The following is a 15,434-nucleotide window of genomic DNA, read 5'->3' as shown; positions in this document are numbered from 1 at the left end:
TTATCGTCTCCGTCAGAACTTTGCCGTTGGCCCGAAACTGACGGACACGTTGTCAGTCTTGAAATTCGGCAGATTCGAATCGTTGCGCGCATACTCGACGTTGCCGGCGAAACCGAAATACGGGGTAATCGGCAAGTCCACCATCAGGCCGCCGATCCAGACGGTGTCTCGACGCGCGACGAAGGGATTGATCACCGGATTGGCGGCGTCGAAGGCAAGATGCGTAAAGCGGCCATAAGGCGCGAGGGTCCATCGGCGCGGAATAATTGGAAATGGCGGGTCGACCTCGAGCCGCAGCATCGCCTGAACGTCCACCTGATCGGAAGATTGCTGCGGATTGCCCGCCCACGCCCGCGTATAGGCGACGCGACCTTCAAGCCTCAGGTCGTTTGTCAGTCTGTAGGAGCTGCTCAGGTAGCCGGTGACGACGTCGCCAGTCGCCAACGTCGATACCGTCGAATAGGGCGAAAAACCGGTATAGCCGAGGAATCCCGGCGAGGGATCGACCCAGATCGCCCGCCATTCGGCGCCCGGCTCAAACCACAGGTCGCGACCAAGTTCCGCGCCGAAACTCATGCCTGCGCCGCCAGCGTTCAGATAATTGCTGCCGCCGAGCAGCGCCACCGCGCCGGTCACGTAGGGCTTGATGGAGAGGCCCGGATAAAGATCGGGCGCGATATGGATGCGTGGTCCGACCGAGCCGGCGAACAGCGCGACGCTGTATTGCGGCAGACGAAACTGCTCGGTGGCGTAGCCCGTCACGCGCGTCTCGAGCTGGTCGCCGCGCCCGTTCTGAAAATCCAGATCATGGGCGGCCTGCACCAATTGGAAGCTGTTGATGTCGCCCTTGCGCGAGGCGGCCGACGCAACGCCGACGCCGCCGACCTGGAAAAGATTATTGGTCGGAAAGAAATTCGCGTTCGATTGCGCCCGCAGGCCGACGTGCATCCGCAGATAAAGCCGGTTGGCTTGTGTGCGCTTCTCGATGTCGGGCAGCTGAGCTTCGACCTGAGCCACCTGAACCGCATCGAGGCCGCCTTCGGCGAGCGCGGTGCGCAAATGCTGCGCCGAGATTTCATAGGCGCCGAGCCGCGCATAAAGGAAGCCAAGCTCCTTTCGGGCGCGCGACAAGTTCGGGTTGAACATCAGCATGCGTTCAAGCGCGCCGATTCCCGCCTCATAGTCGCGTAGCTCCGTCGACAGCAGGACGTAGCGATAGGTCGCGTCATAGTCGGTTGGATTATGCTGAATATAGGCTGCGAGGCGCTCCTGTTCGGCGCGCGGATCCTCCTGCGCCAGAGCCGGACTGAAAACTGCGAATGCGGCAAACAGTGCGCCCAAAAGCCTCGGCGCCGCTTTATATGCGAACATAAATGGCAAGCCCCCGTAAAAAATCGAAAAACGGCGATTGAAGCCCGGACCGTCAGCTGAACCGGAAGCTGACTCATGTCGCCTGGAGTAGCAAGCTAGCGCCGGACGATGCGACGATGCGAACGACACGACGGCGCAATGTGTCTGCTACGAATTAATCCTATGCAGCAACGGTTTACGGACTTTTCTGCCCATTCTCCTTGCACAAACGGCGAATGCAACAAATTCTCGGGTGTTGCCTTGAAAGCACAGGCGCGACGCGCGGCTAACGCCGGAGCCCGCCATCGAAGAGTGAGACCACTTCGCCGCTTTCAGTCGACGACTGCTCGGCGACCGACGACGACGAGGGAATGACGCCCCTGCGCCAGCGCGCCGAGACCACGCGGCGACGCGGACGCGCGATGGCGCGTGAATCGTCGCAAGACGCGCCCGGCGCGAGGAGCCAGCGCAGCACGATCAGCAGGTCGGCGGCGCGGCGCGACGCGCCGATCTCAACCGCGTTGCGGATGTCGGCGACGACTCGCCCGCGCGCGGCGTCGAGCGAGACGGCCCGGCGGTATCGCGCCAGCATGCGATGGTGCTTGTCGCTGGGGCTCACGCCCAGGATGAGTTCATGGCCGCGCAGACCCGCCACTTCGGCGCAACGCTCGATCGGCGTCAATTCGGGAATCATTTCGGGTTCTCCCAGTCGCTTGCTCTGCCACGGGTCCTTTGCCTCTTGTTGGCAGCATAGCGACGGTAGCGCCCTGTTCCTCATCTGTTTGTGCGAGACCGCACATGGGTCATTCGGCTTCGTTGAGCGCCTCTTGAACCCGCTTCTCCAAGACCGACGGGCGCAACAGCACGAGACCGCCGCGAATTTTTTCGGCAAGTCCTTCGTCGATCATGGCCGAGAGTTCGCGGCTGACCTGTTCGCGCCGACAACCGATACGGGCGGCGAGATCATGCTGAAACGGCGGCGGCGATACGATCGATTGTCCCGTCGACCCCTTGCGCGGCGCCGACATGCGCAACAATTCGGAATAGAGCCGATGCTTGAGGTCGAGCACCGAGCGCTCGAACAGGCGCGTATTCAGTTCCCGCACCCGCGCCGTCAGCAGACGCAACAGCCGCTCGCAAATCTCCGGCTCGCCGAACAGGATCTCCTTGAAGACCACTGGCGGCACCAGCAAAAGTTCCGCGTTGGTGAGCGCCGTCACATTGGCGGAGCGCTTGGCCCCATCGACCGCCGCCATCTCGCCGAAGAATTTGCCCGGTCCGAAGTCCCCGAAAATCATTTCCTTGCCCGCGGCGGTGCGTATCAGCACCCGAACGTCGCCGCTGACGATGAAATACACATCGGTCGAAGGATCGTCGAAATCGAGGACCAGCTCATGCTCGGCGTAGCGCCTGCGCACGCATTGGCGCGCCAGCTGCTCGCCGCGCGTCGGGTCGAGACCAACAAAGAAAGGAATCCCGTCAAATAGGGACACATCACGCTCCCGGATTGGAAATAGCGCCGATATTGCCGCTAAATGTTGAACTCGTCGAGGCGCAATCTGCTGGCGGATGCAGACTCTTCGGGCGATGATTGACGATGCAAGCGTTCCGAGTCGCGACCTTCAATCTGGAAAATCTCGATTGGTCGGGGACCAAACCGGCGGCGTTTGCGCGCCGAACCGACGCGCTACGCCCCCTGCTGGAGACGCTCGACGCCGATATATTGTGCCTGCAGGAAATTCATGCGCAGAGGCGTCACAAGCATGACGCGCGGCAATATATCGCGCTCGACCGGTTGCTTGCGACGACCCGATACGCGAATTTTCATCGGGCGACGACCGTTAGGCCGGGCGGCGACGCCCCCGCCGACGTCCACAATCTCGCAATCCTTTCGCGGTGGCCGATGCGCGCGCAACGGCAGATCCACCACGACATCGTGGCGCGATGGAGCTGGCCGCCGCCGCGGGACGCCGACGGCTCCCAGCCGGAGCCGGTGGAGATCGCTTGGGACAGGCCCCTGCTCTACGCTGCTGTCGAGCTTCCCAACGGATGCGCGCTCCACGTCGTCAATCTGCATCTACGCGCGCCGCGCGCCATTCCTATCGCGACGGCGCGCGGTTTCGGGTCGAGCCGCGCACAAATCGAGGGCCAGTTCGTCGCGGCGCTCAAGCGCGAAGGCCAGGCGCTGGAGGCCCGGCTGTTCGCCGAGACTCTTTTTGACGCGGAGCCGCAGGCGCAGATCGCAATTGTCGGCGACTTCAACGCCGACGCGCATGACGCGCCGACCCGACTCTTGCGCGGCGGCGGAGACGAAGCGGCGGAGGGCGACCGGGCCCTCGTCGCCTTGGAAGAGCGCGTTGCGCCGTCGCGGCGGTTCACCGTGGTGCATGCGGGACGTCCAACGCTGATCGACCACCTCCTTGCCTCCCGCGCATTGGCCGCCGATTGGCGCGAGACCACGATCCTGAATGAAGGGCTGCAGGACGAAGTCTGCGCGGAAGAACCTGTCGAGGGATCGCTTCACGCGCCCGTGGTCGCTCAGTTTGAGCTGGTCGCAAAATGACCGCGGCGCCGCTAGTGAACCCGAACGCGACGCTCAAGCGCAATCCGTTCCTTGCTACCCGGACGCAAACGATCTCAACTGTTCGGCCATGGCGCGCGTTTCGCTCCAGTCCAGCTCAACGTCCGCTTGACCTTCGGAGGAGACGATGATGCCGCTCTGCGCGACCCTCGCATCGAAGTCATGATCGCTGGCGATCGGGCTCATATAAATTTGCTGTTCGCCGCGGTCGCCCTGCGCGACGGAGTCGAGGGCGCGGGAAAGGATCGCCGCCTCTTCTTTGGTAAAGCGCCGCAGGGGGTGGCCGGGAAGGCGGAGCGTCGCCAATACGACAAACGATGGATGCTTTGAGGCGACAAGCTCGAAGAGCTGAGACATTTCCGAGACCTCATCGACGGTTCGAGGCGGCAAGAGACGAGTTTTTGCAGGCCGTCGCGCAGGCGCCCTTCTTGATTAGGGAGTGTCAGCGCCCGCCTTTCGCGTATGAGGCGCATCAAATTTCGTGCCTACGATCCAACCAAGGGTGTTGCCGTGAGATAAACAGATGAATGACAAGCGCCTCTTCGCGCCATCGACCGCGCGCAATCGCGGCCCGATCCTCGATGTCCTGCGCAACGTCTTGCCGACAAGAGGGGTGGCGCTCGAAATTGCGAGCGGCACGGGAGAACATGTCACATTTTTCGCACAGCATCTGCCCGGACTGACATTCTGTCCGTCGGACCCGAACGCTGAAGCGCGCGAGAGCATTTCGGCCTGGATCGCCTCCACACGACTCGCCAATGTGGATGCGCCGCTCGCACTGAACGTCGAGGAATTTCCTTGGCCTATCAGTACGGCGGACGCCATCATCTGCATCAACATGACCCACATTTCGCCCTGGAGCGCGACCGAGGCGTTGTTCGAGGGCGGGAGCAGGGCTTTGCGCGAGGGCGCCCCGCTCTATTTATACGGTCCATACAGATGCGGCGGCGCGCACACTGCGCTCAGCAACGCAGAGTTCGACGGGAGCCTTCGCGCGCGCGACGCGGCGTGGGGCATCCGCGATCTCGACGATGTTGCGGCATGCGCGCGAGAGAAAGGGTTTGGGGAGCCCCAGGTCGTGGAAATGCCCGCCAACAATCTCAGCGTCATCTTTCGCAGGTAAGAAAAACATCGACGCGCATGGGCCTTGAGCCCGAGTTGCTTGCTGACCGCACCGCAGCGGGTTACGAAAAGATGACATGAGCCAGCCATGCCGGCGGAAAAGTTCCTTCGGCATTTGGCGTCAGGAACTCACTGGAGAAAGATCATGGAACGTCGCGAATTCATCGCAGTCGGAACCGCCGCCGCCGTCGTGTCCGCCTCCCAAGCGTTTGCTCAGGCAACCGGCCAACAGGACAGCGCGGCCAAAATGGAGGATATGCATCCGCCGCTCTACAAAAACCTGGAACATGCGAGCATCGAATGTGTCTCCACCGGCAATGACTGCCTTCGGCACTGTCTTGGCATGTTTGCGATGAAAGACACGAGCATGGCCGAATGTGCGGACGCCTCGCTGCAGCTTGTCGCCGCATGCAACGCGCTGGCGTCGCTTGCAGCGCTCAACTCGTCGCATGTCGGTCCGCTGGCGAAGACGGTGGCCATGATTTGCGAAGACTGCAAAAAGCAGTGCGACAAGTTTCCGAAGATCGCCGAATGCGTGGCCTGCGGCAAAGCGTGCCAGAAATGCGCCGACGAGTGCCGTAAAGTCTAACCGACCTCAACAGCAAGATCGGGAACTTCGATGAACACGCGATTTGCACGCGTCGCGGCATGCGCCGCCATCTCTATCGGGATTGGCGGCGCGGCGGTCCAAGGCGCGCCGCGCTACACTGTCGCCCAGGTGACGGAACAGGCGGAGAAGACGACCGGGCAAGGCGAGGGCGTCGTCAGAGCGGTCGACGCGGACGAGCGAGGGATCATGATCACCCATGGGCCGATCACGGGACCGCTGGAAATGTCGCCTATGACAATGGCGTTTCGCGTGGCGCCGAACGTTGATCTCTCCAGCCTGTCGAAAGGCATGAAGATCAAATTCACGATCAGTCGCGACGCGAAAGGCCTCTATGTCATCGAGGACGTGCGGCCGGAGAAACCCTAATGCGCGTTCGCGTCAGTGCGGCTATATCCCAAGCCGTCCATGCCGATGCGGTGCATCAGATAGCATAGACAATCCTGCTGCACCGCGCGGCGATCGACTGTCAGCATGGCCGGAATGGCGGGGCGCGCGAGCCTGATTTCACCGCCGGCATAATCGAAATAGTTGAGCGGTTGCGTGTCGAACCCCTCGCCGGAGAGGACTTCCAGGCGCGCGTCTTCGTCGCCCAACGCGCCGAAAGAGGCGCCAGCGCCCAATTCGCTGAAATTCAGATGGTCGATATCGGGGCGGAAGACAAAGTCCGCCGGCGTTCCGTCGAAGGAAAAGCTTGCGCCGGCGGGCGGCTTCACGATGGCGCAGGTGCGCAGCAATTCGATGTCGTGCGGGGCCGGCGCGTGATCGGGAAGCTCTGCGATCGAGAGGCAGGCGTCGAGCAATTCGACGACATGCGCCACGCCGGCATCGGCGCCCGACTTGCCGCATTCGACCGTGATCGCCGGACATAGTTCCGCGAAGGCCGCGGCGCTGGTGCCGCGCGGGCGCTGAAAATGCACGACGATGCGGGAGAAAAGCTGCGCGAGCGCGACGTATTTCGGCTCAAGCCTGGTGATGCAGCTGTAGTGAGGATTGAAACCGGTGTTGTTGTGGATGTCGACGGCGGCGAAGGCTCGGCGCTTCTCGACGTAGTCGTAAATCCAGCGCGCCATATGCGCGAGCGGATCATCGGGAAAGGCCGTGCCGCGCCACACCCGGTTGAAGTCGCGCTGACTGGGTAGCGTGCGCACATTCGCCGCCGCGGCGTCGACATTGCCGATGAACAGGATGAGCGACCGATTGAGCCCGCGCGCGGCGTGACGGCGCAAAGTCTCCTGCACGGCGGCGAGCCCGCTCGTCTCATTCCCATGCAGCAGCGTAGACACGAACACCGGTTGCGGGTCGCGGCCCGGAAGGTCGAACAGCGTCGGTCGAGGAAGGATGTCCTTCAGGCGATTGGCGGGGCAGTCGAGAAATCCATCAGGCAGCCGGTCGAGCAAGGCGCAAGGCGCGTCGGTCACTGTTCTCGTCATGTTTCCCACTGATGGACGGGGGCGCCGCTCCGCTGGCGCTCGCAATAGGCCGCCATCAGGGCATAAAGGTCCCCGCCGCGCGCCTCAAGGGCTTTTCGCTGCCAAGCCGCCCCGGTTTGCCGCGTCTGCACCCGAGCTTCGACGATATCGAGGAAATCGGCTTCGGCGACGCCCAGGTCGCGAAGCCCCGCCCTGGCGTCGGGAATCAGCCGATCGAGCAGCAGACGATCTGCGGCGATCTCGCCTTCGCCCGGCCATTCGAGCTTAGCGTCGAGGCCAAAGCGCGCCGCGGCGTAAAAATTTCGTTTGGCGTCGGCGAAGGCGAGGCCGCCGGCGCCGCCGTCCCCGCTCATGGCGATGGCGCGCGCGAGGCCCAGGTAAAGCGCGGCGTTGGCCATCATATCGATGAAGGTCGGTCCCGCGGGCAGAATGCGGTGTTCGACCCGCAGATGCGGCGCCCCGTTCTCGTCGAAGCCGATCAGCGGACGGTTCCAGCGCCAGATGACGCCATTATGCAACCGCAGGTGGCGCATCGCCTCGGGCGGGTCGTCATAGGCCACGGGAAGCAGCGCCTCATAGTCGCGAAGATTTTCCTCGAAGATCTCGATGAGAGACCCGTCGGCGTAGCCGGAGCCCATGCAGACCCTGGCCGGGCCCGGCATCTTCACCGCCTGTTCAAACAGCGGAATGCGCGTTTCCTCCCACAACGCCTTGCCGAAAAGGAAAGGCGCGTTGCCGCTGGCGGCGAGGATCGGCCCCGACGCCGCCACCGAGGCGTTGTAATAGAGATGCGCCAGATCGGCCGGGGCTTTGAGATGGATTTGAAACGAGGTCGTCGCAGCCTCGAGCATCACATCCTTGTGCTCGGACGCAAGGCGGTCGCGGCCCGCGATATTGACGTGCAACGGCTGCCCGCCGCGCAGACGAAGCACCTCCTGGTTGAGCGCATAGTAGCGGTTGAGCGGCGACATATTGGCAATCGTCAGATCGCTGTCGCGGATCGTCGGCAGCGTGCCGATCATCACCAGATTGGCGTCGAGCCGATGCGCCACGTCGTTGCATTTCGCCCATAGATCCGTCAGCGACCTGTGCGCTTGCGTTAGCGCATCGCCTTTGAGGTGGAACGGCGCGCAATTCAACTCGACGTTAAAGCGCGACAGCTCCGGCACGACGAGCGGATCATTGAGAGTTTCGAGAACTTCCTGGTTGATCGAGGACGGCGCATAATTGTGATCGACGATCCAGGTTTCGACTTCGAAGCCGACCATGTGGCCGTCGCGCGAAAATTTGTCCTGTTCGAACAGGACGCGCGCGAGATCGGTTTCCTGCGCGAGCCGGCCGGCAAAGCGCGTCTTGTCGGCGGGCGTGAAGCCCGTGGTTTTGATGTCCTCGCCCAAGGATCCTCCTTCCGCTCGTCAGCGTATTATCCGCTTCTCAAAGCGCGCCAGCGCATCGGCGTCCGCGACCGAGGTCGCGAGGAGCCCTCAAGGGCGATCACCGCAGACCATCTATCTAGGCCTCCCCGGCCCTAGCGATAGAGCCCGAAGCGTCGGCAGGACAAGCCGCGAGCGCTGCTGTAGATTGCGCTCCCTTCTCCCGGGAGCCAACCGTGTCTGATATCGCTTACGTGAACGGCGCTTACATCCCCATCGACGAGGCGCGCGTGTCGATTCTAGACCGCGGCTTCCTGTTCGCCGACGGCGTTTATGAGGTCGCCGCCGTCATTGGCGGCAGGCTGATCGACAATGCATCGCATCTTTCGCGACTCGAGCGTTCGCTGCGCGAACTGCGTATGGAAAATCCTGTACCGATGGCGGGCATCGCGGAAATCGAGGCCGAACTTATCGCCAAGAATGGCTTGAGCGAAGGCCTCGTCTATCTCCAGATCACCAGAGGCGCCGCCGCCGAGCGCGAGTTCGGATTTCCCGCGGAAGCGGCGCCGACGTTCGTCGCCTTCGCTCAGAAGAAAAACATCATCGCCTCGCCCGCCGCCGAAACCGGCGTAAAAGTACTTACCGTTCCTGATCTTCGATGGGCGCGACGCGACATCAAGAGCACGGCGCTGCTCGCGCAGGTCCTGGCGAAGCAAGCGGCGCTTGAGGGCGGCTGCCAGGAGGCTTGGATGGTCGATCAGGACGGTTTCGTGACCGAAGGCTCATCCTCGACCGCCTTCATCCTCACCCGCGAGAACGTGCTCGTGACACGTCTAAACTCCTCGGCCGTTCTTCCCGGCTGTACACGGAAAGCCGTGCAGTTGCTCGCGGAGCGGGAAGGATTGACCGTCGAGGAGCGCAGTTTCTCGGTCGCCGAGGCTTATGAGGCGAAGGAAGCCTTCCTCACGAGCGCCTCCAATCTTGTGCTGCCGGTCGTCTCGCTCGATGGCCGCCCCATCGGATCTGGCGCGCCGGGCGACACGAGTCGCCTGCTGCGCAAGCGCTACATCGAATGGGCGACGAACGCGGCCAGCGCTCGCTAGCGCTGCATTTCCAGTCCGTCGAAGTCGGAGCTGCGCTCTTCTTCAATCGCGAGCGCGATGATCAGGCTGAACAGCGCAGCAGCGAGACACCAAACCGAATACCAAGCCGGCCGGTTAGCGGCGAGCGCCAAGAAAAACGTCGCCAACACCGCGACGCCGAAAACGTTGATCGCCCGTCGCTGGCTGAAAATGAGCGGCGACACGGTCATTACGAGATAGAGAAAATCCGTCACGAGCGGCGGACGCTCGAACAGCGGATCGTAAGCGAGCGAATGCCGATACACCGACAGGTCGATGCCGTCGGCGCCGGCGAGTTTGGCAATAAGATAGGCGGCCAGGACAATGCACGCCGCCCATGGTCCACCAAAGACGATTTCGCTCCGGATCCGATTCCGCATAGGCGGCTGCCGCAGGCGTCAGCACAGGCCACATTGTAAAAGCGATTAAGGTGTAGACATAACGATAAGGCTGCCCGGCGACGGGATCGGCCCGCGTGAGCCATACCGCAGCTTCGACGAACTGGTGCGCCGAGAACACAAGCGGGAATGCCGCGAAAAGCAAGATGCGCCGGTCGTGGCGCAGCGCTTTTGCAACCATTCCGTAGCCCGCCAACCCTAGGCCGAGCCCAGCCGTAATGCTTGCCTCAAGCGAATAGCACATAGATCACGTCACTGTGCAGGTAACGCTTTGGCTATCTTAATGCAGATTTCGCGGGCGTCGAGACCTAAGCAATCGCGGGGATGCGTTCGCGTCGGAACATGTATGCAGCGGACGCGTTTTAGGACGAGAGTTCACAAGCGGAGGTCAAAATGGGCAACCTTCTGTATTGGGCCGTGGTGTTCCTGGTCATCGCTCTCATTGCCGGATTTCTGGGCTTTGGCGGCGTGGCCGGCGTCGCGGTGGACGGCGCCCGGATATTGTTCTGGCTGGCGTTGGTTCTGCTGGTCGTATCGGTCGTTCTCGGCCTCGTCCGGCGCGCCTAAGCGGTCGTCGCGTAATCTCGCAGTCGTAAATGAGCCGGGCGCTCTTTCGAGTGGCCGGCTCAATTTGCGCGTCAGGGAATATCGTCGAGCGAACTCAGCCACGCGTCCGCAACCGAATCCGATGGCGCGCGCCAATCACCACGCGGCGACAGCGACCCTCCCGAACTGACTTTGGGGCCGTTCGGCATCGCCGACCGCTTGAACTGACTGCCCTCAAAGAATCGCTTCACGAAAACGCCGAGCCAATGTTTGATCGTCGAGAGGTCATAGGCGATCTTGTCCTCTTCAGCGACGCCTATGGGCCATGATCCCGCAGCCGCATGTCGCCAGGCGCGCCAAGCGAGAAAGGCGATCTTCGCCGGCGTAAATCCGTAGCGTGTCGCATAGTAAAGATTGAAATCCTGCAGCGCATAGGGCCCGACCGTTTCCTCGGTGCGCTGTCTCTCTTCACCGGGCACCAGCTCGGGGGAGATTTCCGTCGCGAGAACGTCCTCGAGCACGCCGACCGTTTCCGCGCCAAATCGCGCGTCGCGCGCGCACCAGCGGATGAGGTGCTGAATAAGCGTCTTGGGCACTGAGGCGTTGACGTTGTAATGCGACATCTGATCGCCAACGCCATAGGTGGACCAACCGAGGGCGAGTTCGGACAGGTCGCCAGTGCCGATGACCAGCGCGCCATGGCGGTTGGCAAGACGAAACAGCAGCGACGTGCGCGCGCCCGCCTGCACATTCTCGTAAGTTGTGTCGTAAACCGCTTCCCCGCGCGCGGCCGGATGATCGATGTCGGCGAGCATTTGCTTACAAGCCGCGGTGACATCGATTTCTTGCGCGGTGACGCCGAGCGCGCGCATCAGCCGCCAAGCGTTGGCCTTGGTGCTTTCGCTCGTGGCGAAGGCCGGCAGCGTGAAGCCGAGCACATTTTCGCGCGGCAGACCGAGCGCATCCATCGCGGTCACCGCGACCAATAACGCCTGTGTAGAGTCGAGCCCGCCAGAGACGCCGATCACCGCCTTTTTTATTTTCGTGGCGCGCAGCCGTTGTTCGAGGCCGTGCGATTGTATGTTGAACGCCTCGAAACACAGCTCGGCGAGCCGCGTTTCATCCGCCGGGACAAAGGGAAAGCGTCCGACCTCGCGCAGAAACCCAAGATCGCGGTCGCAGACGGGAGCGAGTTCGAAGGCGATGCGGCGATAGTTTATCGCGCCCTGCTCCACGTCGGCGCAGGCTCCGAACGTGCCTTGCCGCATCCGCTCAGCGAGGAGGCGACCGATATCGATATCGGCCAGCGCCAGCTGTGGCTCATCGGAAAAGCGCGGCGCCTTGGCGAGAACGTCGCCCTTCTCGCAGATCAGCGCTTCTCCGTCCCACGCGAGGTCCGTCGTCGACTCGCCCTGCCCCGCCGCCGAATAGAGATAGGCCGCAAGACAGCGCGCCGAATGCGCAGCGCAGAGCGTCTCGCGATAGTCGGATTTGCCGACGATCGCGTTCGACGCCGAGAGATTGAGCAGCACGGTCGCGCCCGCCAAAGCCGCACGCGCCGAAGGGGGAATGGGGACCCATACGTCCTCGCAAATTTCCGTGTGGATCACGAGTCCGGGAAAATCCGTCGCTTCGAGAAGCGTATCAGAGCCGAAGGGCGCGGTTTGTCCGGCGACAGCGATGTCCTCGCCAGAGATGAAAGCGCCCGAAGCGAAATGGCGCTGTTCGTAGAACTCGCGATAGTTCGGCAGATAGACCTTGGGCGTCACGGCGAGCACGCGGCCGCGCAGGATCGCCACGGCGCAATTATAGAGACGGCCGCGATGGCGCAGCGGCGCGCCGACGACGATCAGCGGGTGGATGGCTTGAGAAGCCTCGACGAGGTCGACGAGCGCTGCGTCAACGGCGTTAAGAAGCGCCTCCTGCTGCAAGAGATCGTCGATCGCATATGAGGACAATCCAAGCTCGGGAAACAGCACGAGCGAGGCGCCGTGCTTGTCAGCGTCTCGCGCCAGTTCGATCGTCCGCGCAACGTTGAAAGCCGGATCGGCGACACGCACGTTCGGCGTCGCGACGGCGACTCGGATGAAGCCATGCGTGTGCAGACAATAGAAAGGATGGGTCATGAAGTCCGCCCGGGCGGCCGAAGGTTCGACTGGCGCGCTTGTCCATCGTGATAATGCAAGACGCTCGCGGGAAAGTCACATGCCTTGGGCCCGTGCCGCCGATGCCTAGCGCCAATCATCGTGACGCGCAGGTCGGTTCACTTGGCGAGCTTCTCATAAAGGGCGCCGTAGCGCTCAAGGCTCGATTGATAGGCGTCCATGACGCGATGTCGCGGCTTCGTCCTGCTGCGTTTTTGACATAGGTTCGCAGCGCGTCCTCTACGACGGATTCAAGCTGCCGGCCCTCGTGCTTTGCAAGCATGCGAATCTCGGCGAGCAAAGCGCTTTCGACTTGGGTCGTAAAGTTCTCGCGAACGCGGGCCATATTCCTGAACCCAGGAGAAGTTGCTGATATTTATTTACAAGACAAGTTCAAAAAAAGAGGGGCGAGGTTTCCCCCGCCCCTCTTAAAACGCGTGTCGCGTCGCTCAATGCGCGAGGATCGCCAGCATCAGCAGCGCCACGATATTGGTGATCTTGATCGCCGGGTTCACTGCAGGGCCGGCGGTGTCCTTATAGGGGTCGCCGACGGTGTCGCCGGTCACCGCCGCCTTATGGGCCTCGGAGCCCTTCTCATGCTTCACACCGTCCTTGTCGATGAAGCCGTCTTCGAAGGACTTCTTGGCGTTGTCCCAGGCGCCGCCGCCCGACGTCATCGAAATAGCGACGAAGAGCCCGTTGACGATGACGCCCAGCAGCAACGCGCCCAGCGCCGCGAAGGCGTTGGCCTTGCCGCCAAGGATCCAGGCGACGACGAAGGCGACGATCGGCGCCAGCACCGGCAGCAGCGAGGGCACGATCATTTCCTTGATCGCCGCCTGCGTCAGCATATCGACGGCGCGGCCGTAATCCGGCCGGTCCGTGCCCGCCATGATGCCGGGCTTTTCCTTAAACTGGCGGCGCACCTCGACGACCACCGAGCCCGCCGCGCGCCCCACCGCCGTCATGGCGATGCCGCCGAAGAGATAGGGGATGAGGCCGCCAAAGATGAGTCCCGCGACGACATAGGGATTGGAGAGTTCGAAGTCGATCTTCCCCAGCCCTTTGAAAAACGGCACGTCGGTATCGATGAAATGCTTCAGATCGTTCGTGTAGGCGGCAAAGAGCACCAGCGCGCCAAGGCCCGCCGAGCCGATGGCGTAGCCCTTGGTGACGGCCTTCGTGGTGTTGCCCACGGCGTCGAGCGCATCGGTATTGCGACGCACCTCTTTCGGCAGGCCCGCCATTTCGGCGATGCCGCCGGCGTTGTCGGTGACCGGGCCGAAGGCGTCGAGGGCTACGACCATGCCGGCGAGGCCGAGCATCGTGGTCACCGCGATCGCGGTGCCATAGAGCCCGCCGAGCTCATAGGTGAGGATAATGCCGAGAACGATCACGAGCGCCGGCGCCGCTGTCGATTCAAGCGACACGGCGAGGCCCTGGATCACGTTGGTGCCGTGGCCCGTCACCGACGCCTGAGCAATCGACACCACCGGACGCTTGCCGGTGGCGGTGTAATATTCGGTGATGTAGACGATCGCGCCGGTGACGAGCAAGCCCAGCACGCCGGAGAGGAACAGGCCGTAGCCGTGGATGGCTTCGCCATTCGCCTTGCCGATCTCGCCCCAGCCGACGGTAAAGGTCGTCGCCAGGAAGAGCCCGCCGATCGACAGCACGCCCGCGGCGACGAGGCCCTTGTAAAGCGCGCCCATGATGGAATCATCGATGCCGAGCTTCTTGAAATAGGGCGCGGCGAACTTGCCCCATTCCGTATCGTCGTCGCCCATCTTCACGAAATAGGTGCCGGCGATCGACGTGAGGATCGAAAGGCCGCCGATCGCGAGCGGATAGATCATCGCCGACGACAGGCCTTCCTGACCGGCGAAGAAGATCGAGGCGAGCACCATGGTGGCGACGACCGTCACCGCATAGGTCTCGAAGAGGTCGGCCGCCATGCCGGCGCAATCGCCGACATTGTCGCCGACGTTGTCGGCGATCGTGGCGGGATTGCGTGGGTCGTCCTCGGGAATGCCAGCTTCGACCTTGCCGACGAGATCGGCGCCGACGTCAGCGCCCTTGGTGAAGATGCCGCCGCCAAGACGGGCGAAAATCGAAATCAGCGACCCGCCGAAACCCAGCGCCACCAGCGCGTCGACGACCGTGCGATCCGAAGGCGCGTAGCCGGCGAACCAAGTGAGGATCGCGTAATAAACCGCGACGCCAAGCAGCGCGAGGCCGGCGACCAGAAGTCCGGTGACCGCGCCGGCCTTGAAGGCGATGTCGAGGCCGCCGGCGAGCGATTTCGTCGCCGCCTGCGCGGTGCGGACGTTGGCGCGCACCGAGACATTCATGCCGATATAGCCGGCCGCGCCGGAGAGCACCGCGCCGAGCATGAATCCGAAGGCGACCGCCCAGCCGAGCAGGATGACGAGAATGACGAAGATCACGCCGCCAACCATGGCGATGGTCTTATATTGGCGGTTGAGATAGGCCTGCGCGCCCTCGGCGACGGCGCCCGAAATTTCCTGCATCCGCGCCGACCCCGGATCGGCTGCGAGCAATTCCTGCGAGGTCTTCACGCCATAGACGATAGACATCAATCCGAAGACGATGGTTAGAAACAGAACCATTTTGGCTTCGCCTTTTCGTTCCTCGACCGGGGAATGGCCGAATTGGTCGCGTCGCCGCGAACGGAGTCGCGCAACAAAAAAAGGAGCAGCGGCCCCGCCGAGCGAATCTGGCGGGGACAGCAGCTTTCC

At 62.7% G+C, this 15,434-nt stretch carries 15 protein-coding genes and 1 pseudogene; 6 read left to right on the top strand and 10 right to left on the bottom strand.

Features of this window, described 5'->3' with window-relative positions; translation table 11 throughout:
• Positions 1-12 precede the first annotated feature (12 nt).
• The 3 genes from IYY11_RS07805 to IYY11_RS07795 form a co-directional block, all read right to left on the bottom strand.
• The gene (locus IYY11_RS07805; protein ID WP_196403338.1) at positions 13-1,371 is read right to left on the bottom strand and encodes a tetratricopeptide repeat protein; all 1,359 of its coding nucleotides are present in this window, start codon (positions 1,369-1,371) and stop codon (positions 13-15) included.
• A 265-nt stretch (positions 1,372-1,636) separates the two neighbouring features.
• Positions 1,637-2,044: a polysaccharide deacetylase gene (locus tag IYY11_RS07800; RefSeq protein ID WP_196403337.1), complete on the bottom strand. Its 408-nt coding sequence runs from the start codon at positions 2,042-2,044 to the stop codon at positions 1,637-1,639.
• A 109-nt stretch (positions 2,045-2,153) separates the two neighbouring features.
• Positions 2,154-2,843: a Crp/Fnr family transcriptional regulator gene (locus IYY11_RS07795; RefSeq protein ID WP_154453636.1), complete on the bottom strand. Its 690-nt coding sequence runs from the start codon at positions 2,841-2,843 to the stop codon at positions 2,154-2,156.
• 104 nt (positions 2,844-2,947) lie between these two features.
• Here IYY11_RS07795 and IYY11_RS07790 point away from each other — a divergent pair, with 104 nt between their 5' ends.
• The gene (locus IYY11_RS07790; protein WP_196403336.1) at positions 2,948-3,913 is read left to right on the top strand and encodes an endonuclease/exonuclease/phosphatase family protein; all 966 of its coding nucleotides are present in this window, start codon (positions 2,948-2,950) and stop codon (positions 3,911-3,913) included.
• Between the two features lie 54 nt (positions 3,914-3,967).
• Here IYY11_RS07790 and IYY11_RS07785 read toward each other — a convergent pair whose 3' ends face one another.
• Positions 3,968-4,288 (bottom strand): hypothetical protein, encoded by a 321-nt coding sequence (locus IYY11_RS07785; RefSeq protein WP_196403335.1) that lies wholly within the window; start codon positions 4,286-4,288, stop codon positions 3,968-3,970.
• Positions 4,289-4,454: 166 nt separating this feature from the next.
• On the opposite strand from IYY11_RS07785, the gene IYY11_RS07780 reads away from it, so the two are divergent.
• The 3 genes from IYY11_RS07780 (at position 4,455) to IYY11_RS07770 (ending at position 6,029) form a co-directional block, all read left to right on the top strand.
• Entirely contained in the window at positions 4,455-5,054 is a 600-nt protein-coding gene (locus IYY11_RS07780) for a DUF938 domain-containing protein (RefSeq protein WP_196403334.1), read from the top strand.
• A gap of 144 nt (positions 5,055-5,198) precedes the next feature.
• Positions 5,199-5,642 carry a four-helix bundle copper-binding protein gene (locus tag IYY11_RS07775; RefSeq protein WP_196403333.1) on the top strand — a complete coding sequence of 148 codons (444 nt, stop codon included), beginning with the start codon at positions 5,199-5,201 and terminating at the stop codon, positions 5,640-5,642.
• 30 nt (positions 5,643-5,672) lie between these two features.
• Positions 5,673-6,029 (top strand): copper-binding protein, encoded by a 357-nt coding sequence (locus IYY11_RS07770; RefSeq protein ID WP_196403332.1) that lies wholly within the window; start codon positions 5,673-5,675, stop codon positions 6,027-6,029.
• Here IYY11_RS07770 and IYY11_RS07765 read toward each other — a convergent pair.
• Together IYY11_RS07765 and IYY11_RS07760 are read right to left on the bottom strand one after the other, a co-directional pair.
• Positions 6,026-7,093: a M14 family metallopeptidase gene (locus tag IYY11_RS07765; RefSeq protein ID WP_196403331.1), complete on the bottom strand. Its 1,068-nt coding sequence runs from the start codon at positions 7,091-7,093 to the stop codon at positions 6,026-6,028. The two genes, IYY11_RS07770 and IYY11_RS07765, sit on opposite strands and share 4 nt — an antisense overlap.
• Positions 7,090-8,490 carry a hypothetical protein gene (locus IYY11_RS07760; protein WP_196403330.1) on the bottom strand — a complete coding sequence of 467 codons (1,401 nt, stop codon included), beginning with the start codon at positions 8,488-8,490 and terminating at the stop codon, positions 7,090-7,092. Before IYY11_RS07760 ends, IYY11_RS07765 begins: the two co-directional genes overlap by 4 nt.
• Positions 8,491-8,702: 212 nt before the next feature.
• Between IYY11_RS07760 and IYY11_RS07755 the strand changes: the two genes are divergently transcribed.
• The gene (locus IYY11_RS07755; protein ID WP_196403329.1) at positions 8,703-9,569 is read left to right on the top strand and encodes a D-amino-acid transaminase; all 867 of its coding nucleotides are present in this window, start codon (positions 8,703-8,705) and stop codon (positions 9,567-9,569) included.
• On the opposite strand, the gene IYY11_RS22955 is transcribed toward IYY11_RS07755, so the two are convergent.
• Together IYY11_RS22955 and IYY11_RS23450 are read right to left on the bottom strand one after the other, a co-directional pair.
• Positions 9,566-9,967, bottom strand: coding sequence for a DUF6629 family protein (locus IYY11_RS22955; protein WP_246719751.1), 402 nt, complete (start codon positions 9,965-9,967; stop codon positions 9,566-9,568). The genes IYY11_RS07755 and IYY11_RS22955 overlap by 4 nt on opposite strands.
• Before the next feature lie 25 nt (positions 9,968-9,992).
• Positions 9,993-10,229: pseudogene (locus IYY11_RS23450) on the bottom strand (DUF6629 family protein); the annotation flags it as partial.
• A 149-nt stretch (positions 10,230-10,378) separates the two neighbouring features.
• Here IYY11_RS23450 and IYY11_RS07745 point away from each other — a divergent pair.
• A complete protein-coding gene (locus IYY11_RS07745; protein WP_196392467.1) occupies positions 10,379-10,552 on the top strand; it encodes a DUF1328 domain-containing protein in 174 nt (57 codons plus the stop codon).
• 71 nt (positions 10,553-10,623) lie between these two features.
• Here the strand turns inward: IYY11_RS07745 and IYY11_RS07740 are convergent, their stop codons facing one another.
• Both IYY11_RS07740 and IYY11_RS07735 read right to left on the bottom strand, forming a co-directional pair.
• On the bottom strand, positions 10,624-12,657 hold the full coding sequence (locus IYY11_RS07740; RefSeq protein WP_196403328.1) for an NAD(+) synthase: 2,034 nt from the start codon (positions 12,655-12,657) through the stop codon (positions 10,624-10,626).
• 467 nt (positions 12,658-13,124) lie between these two features.
• Positions 13,125-15,305 carry a sodium-translocating pyrophosphatase gene (locus IYY11_RS07735; protein WP_196403327.1) on the bottom strand — a complete coding sequence of 727 codons (2,181 nt, stop codon included), beginning with the start codon at positions 15,303-15,305 and terminating at the stop codon, positions 13,125-13,127.
• Between the last annotated feature and the right edge of the window lie 129 nt (positions 15,306-15,434).

It is taken from the genome of Methylocystis sp. H62, from assembly GCF_015709515.1.
Taxonomy (GTDB): domain Bacteria; phylum Pseudomonadota; class Alphaproteobacteria; order Rhizobiales; family Beijerinckiaceae; genus Methylocystis.
The sequence above is the reverse complement of the archived record's forward strand: the minus strand, read 5'-3'. Positions and strand labels throughout refer to the sequence as shown.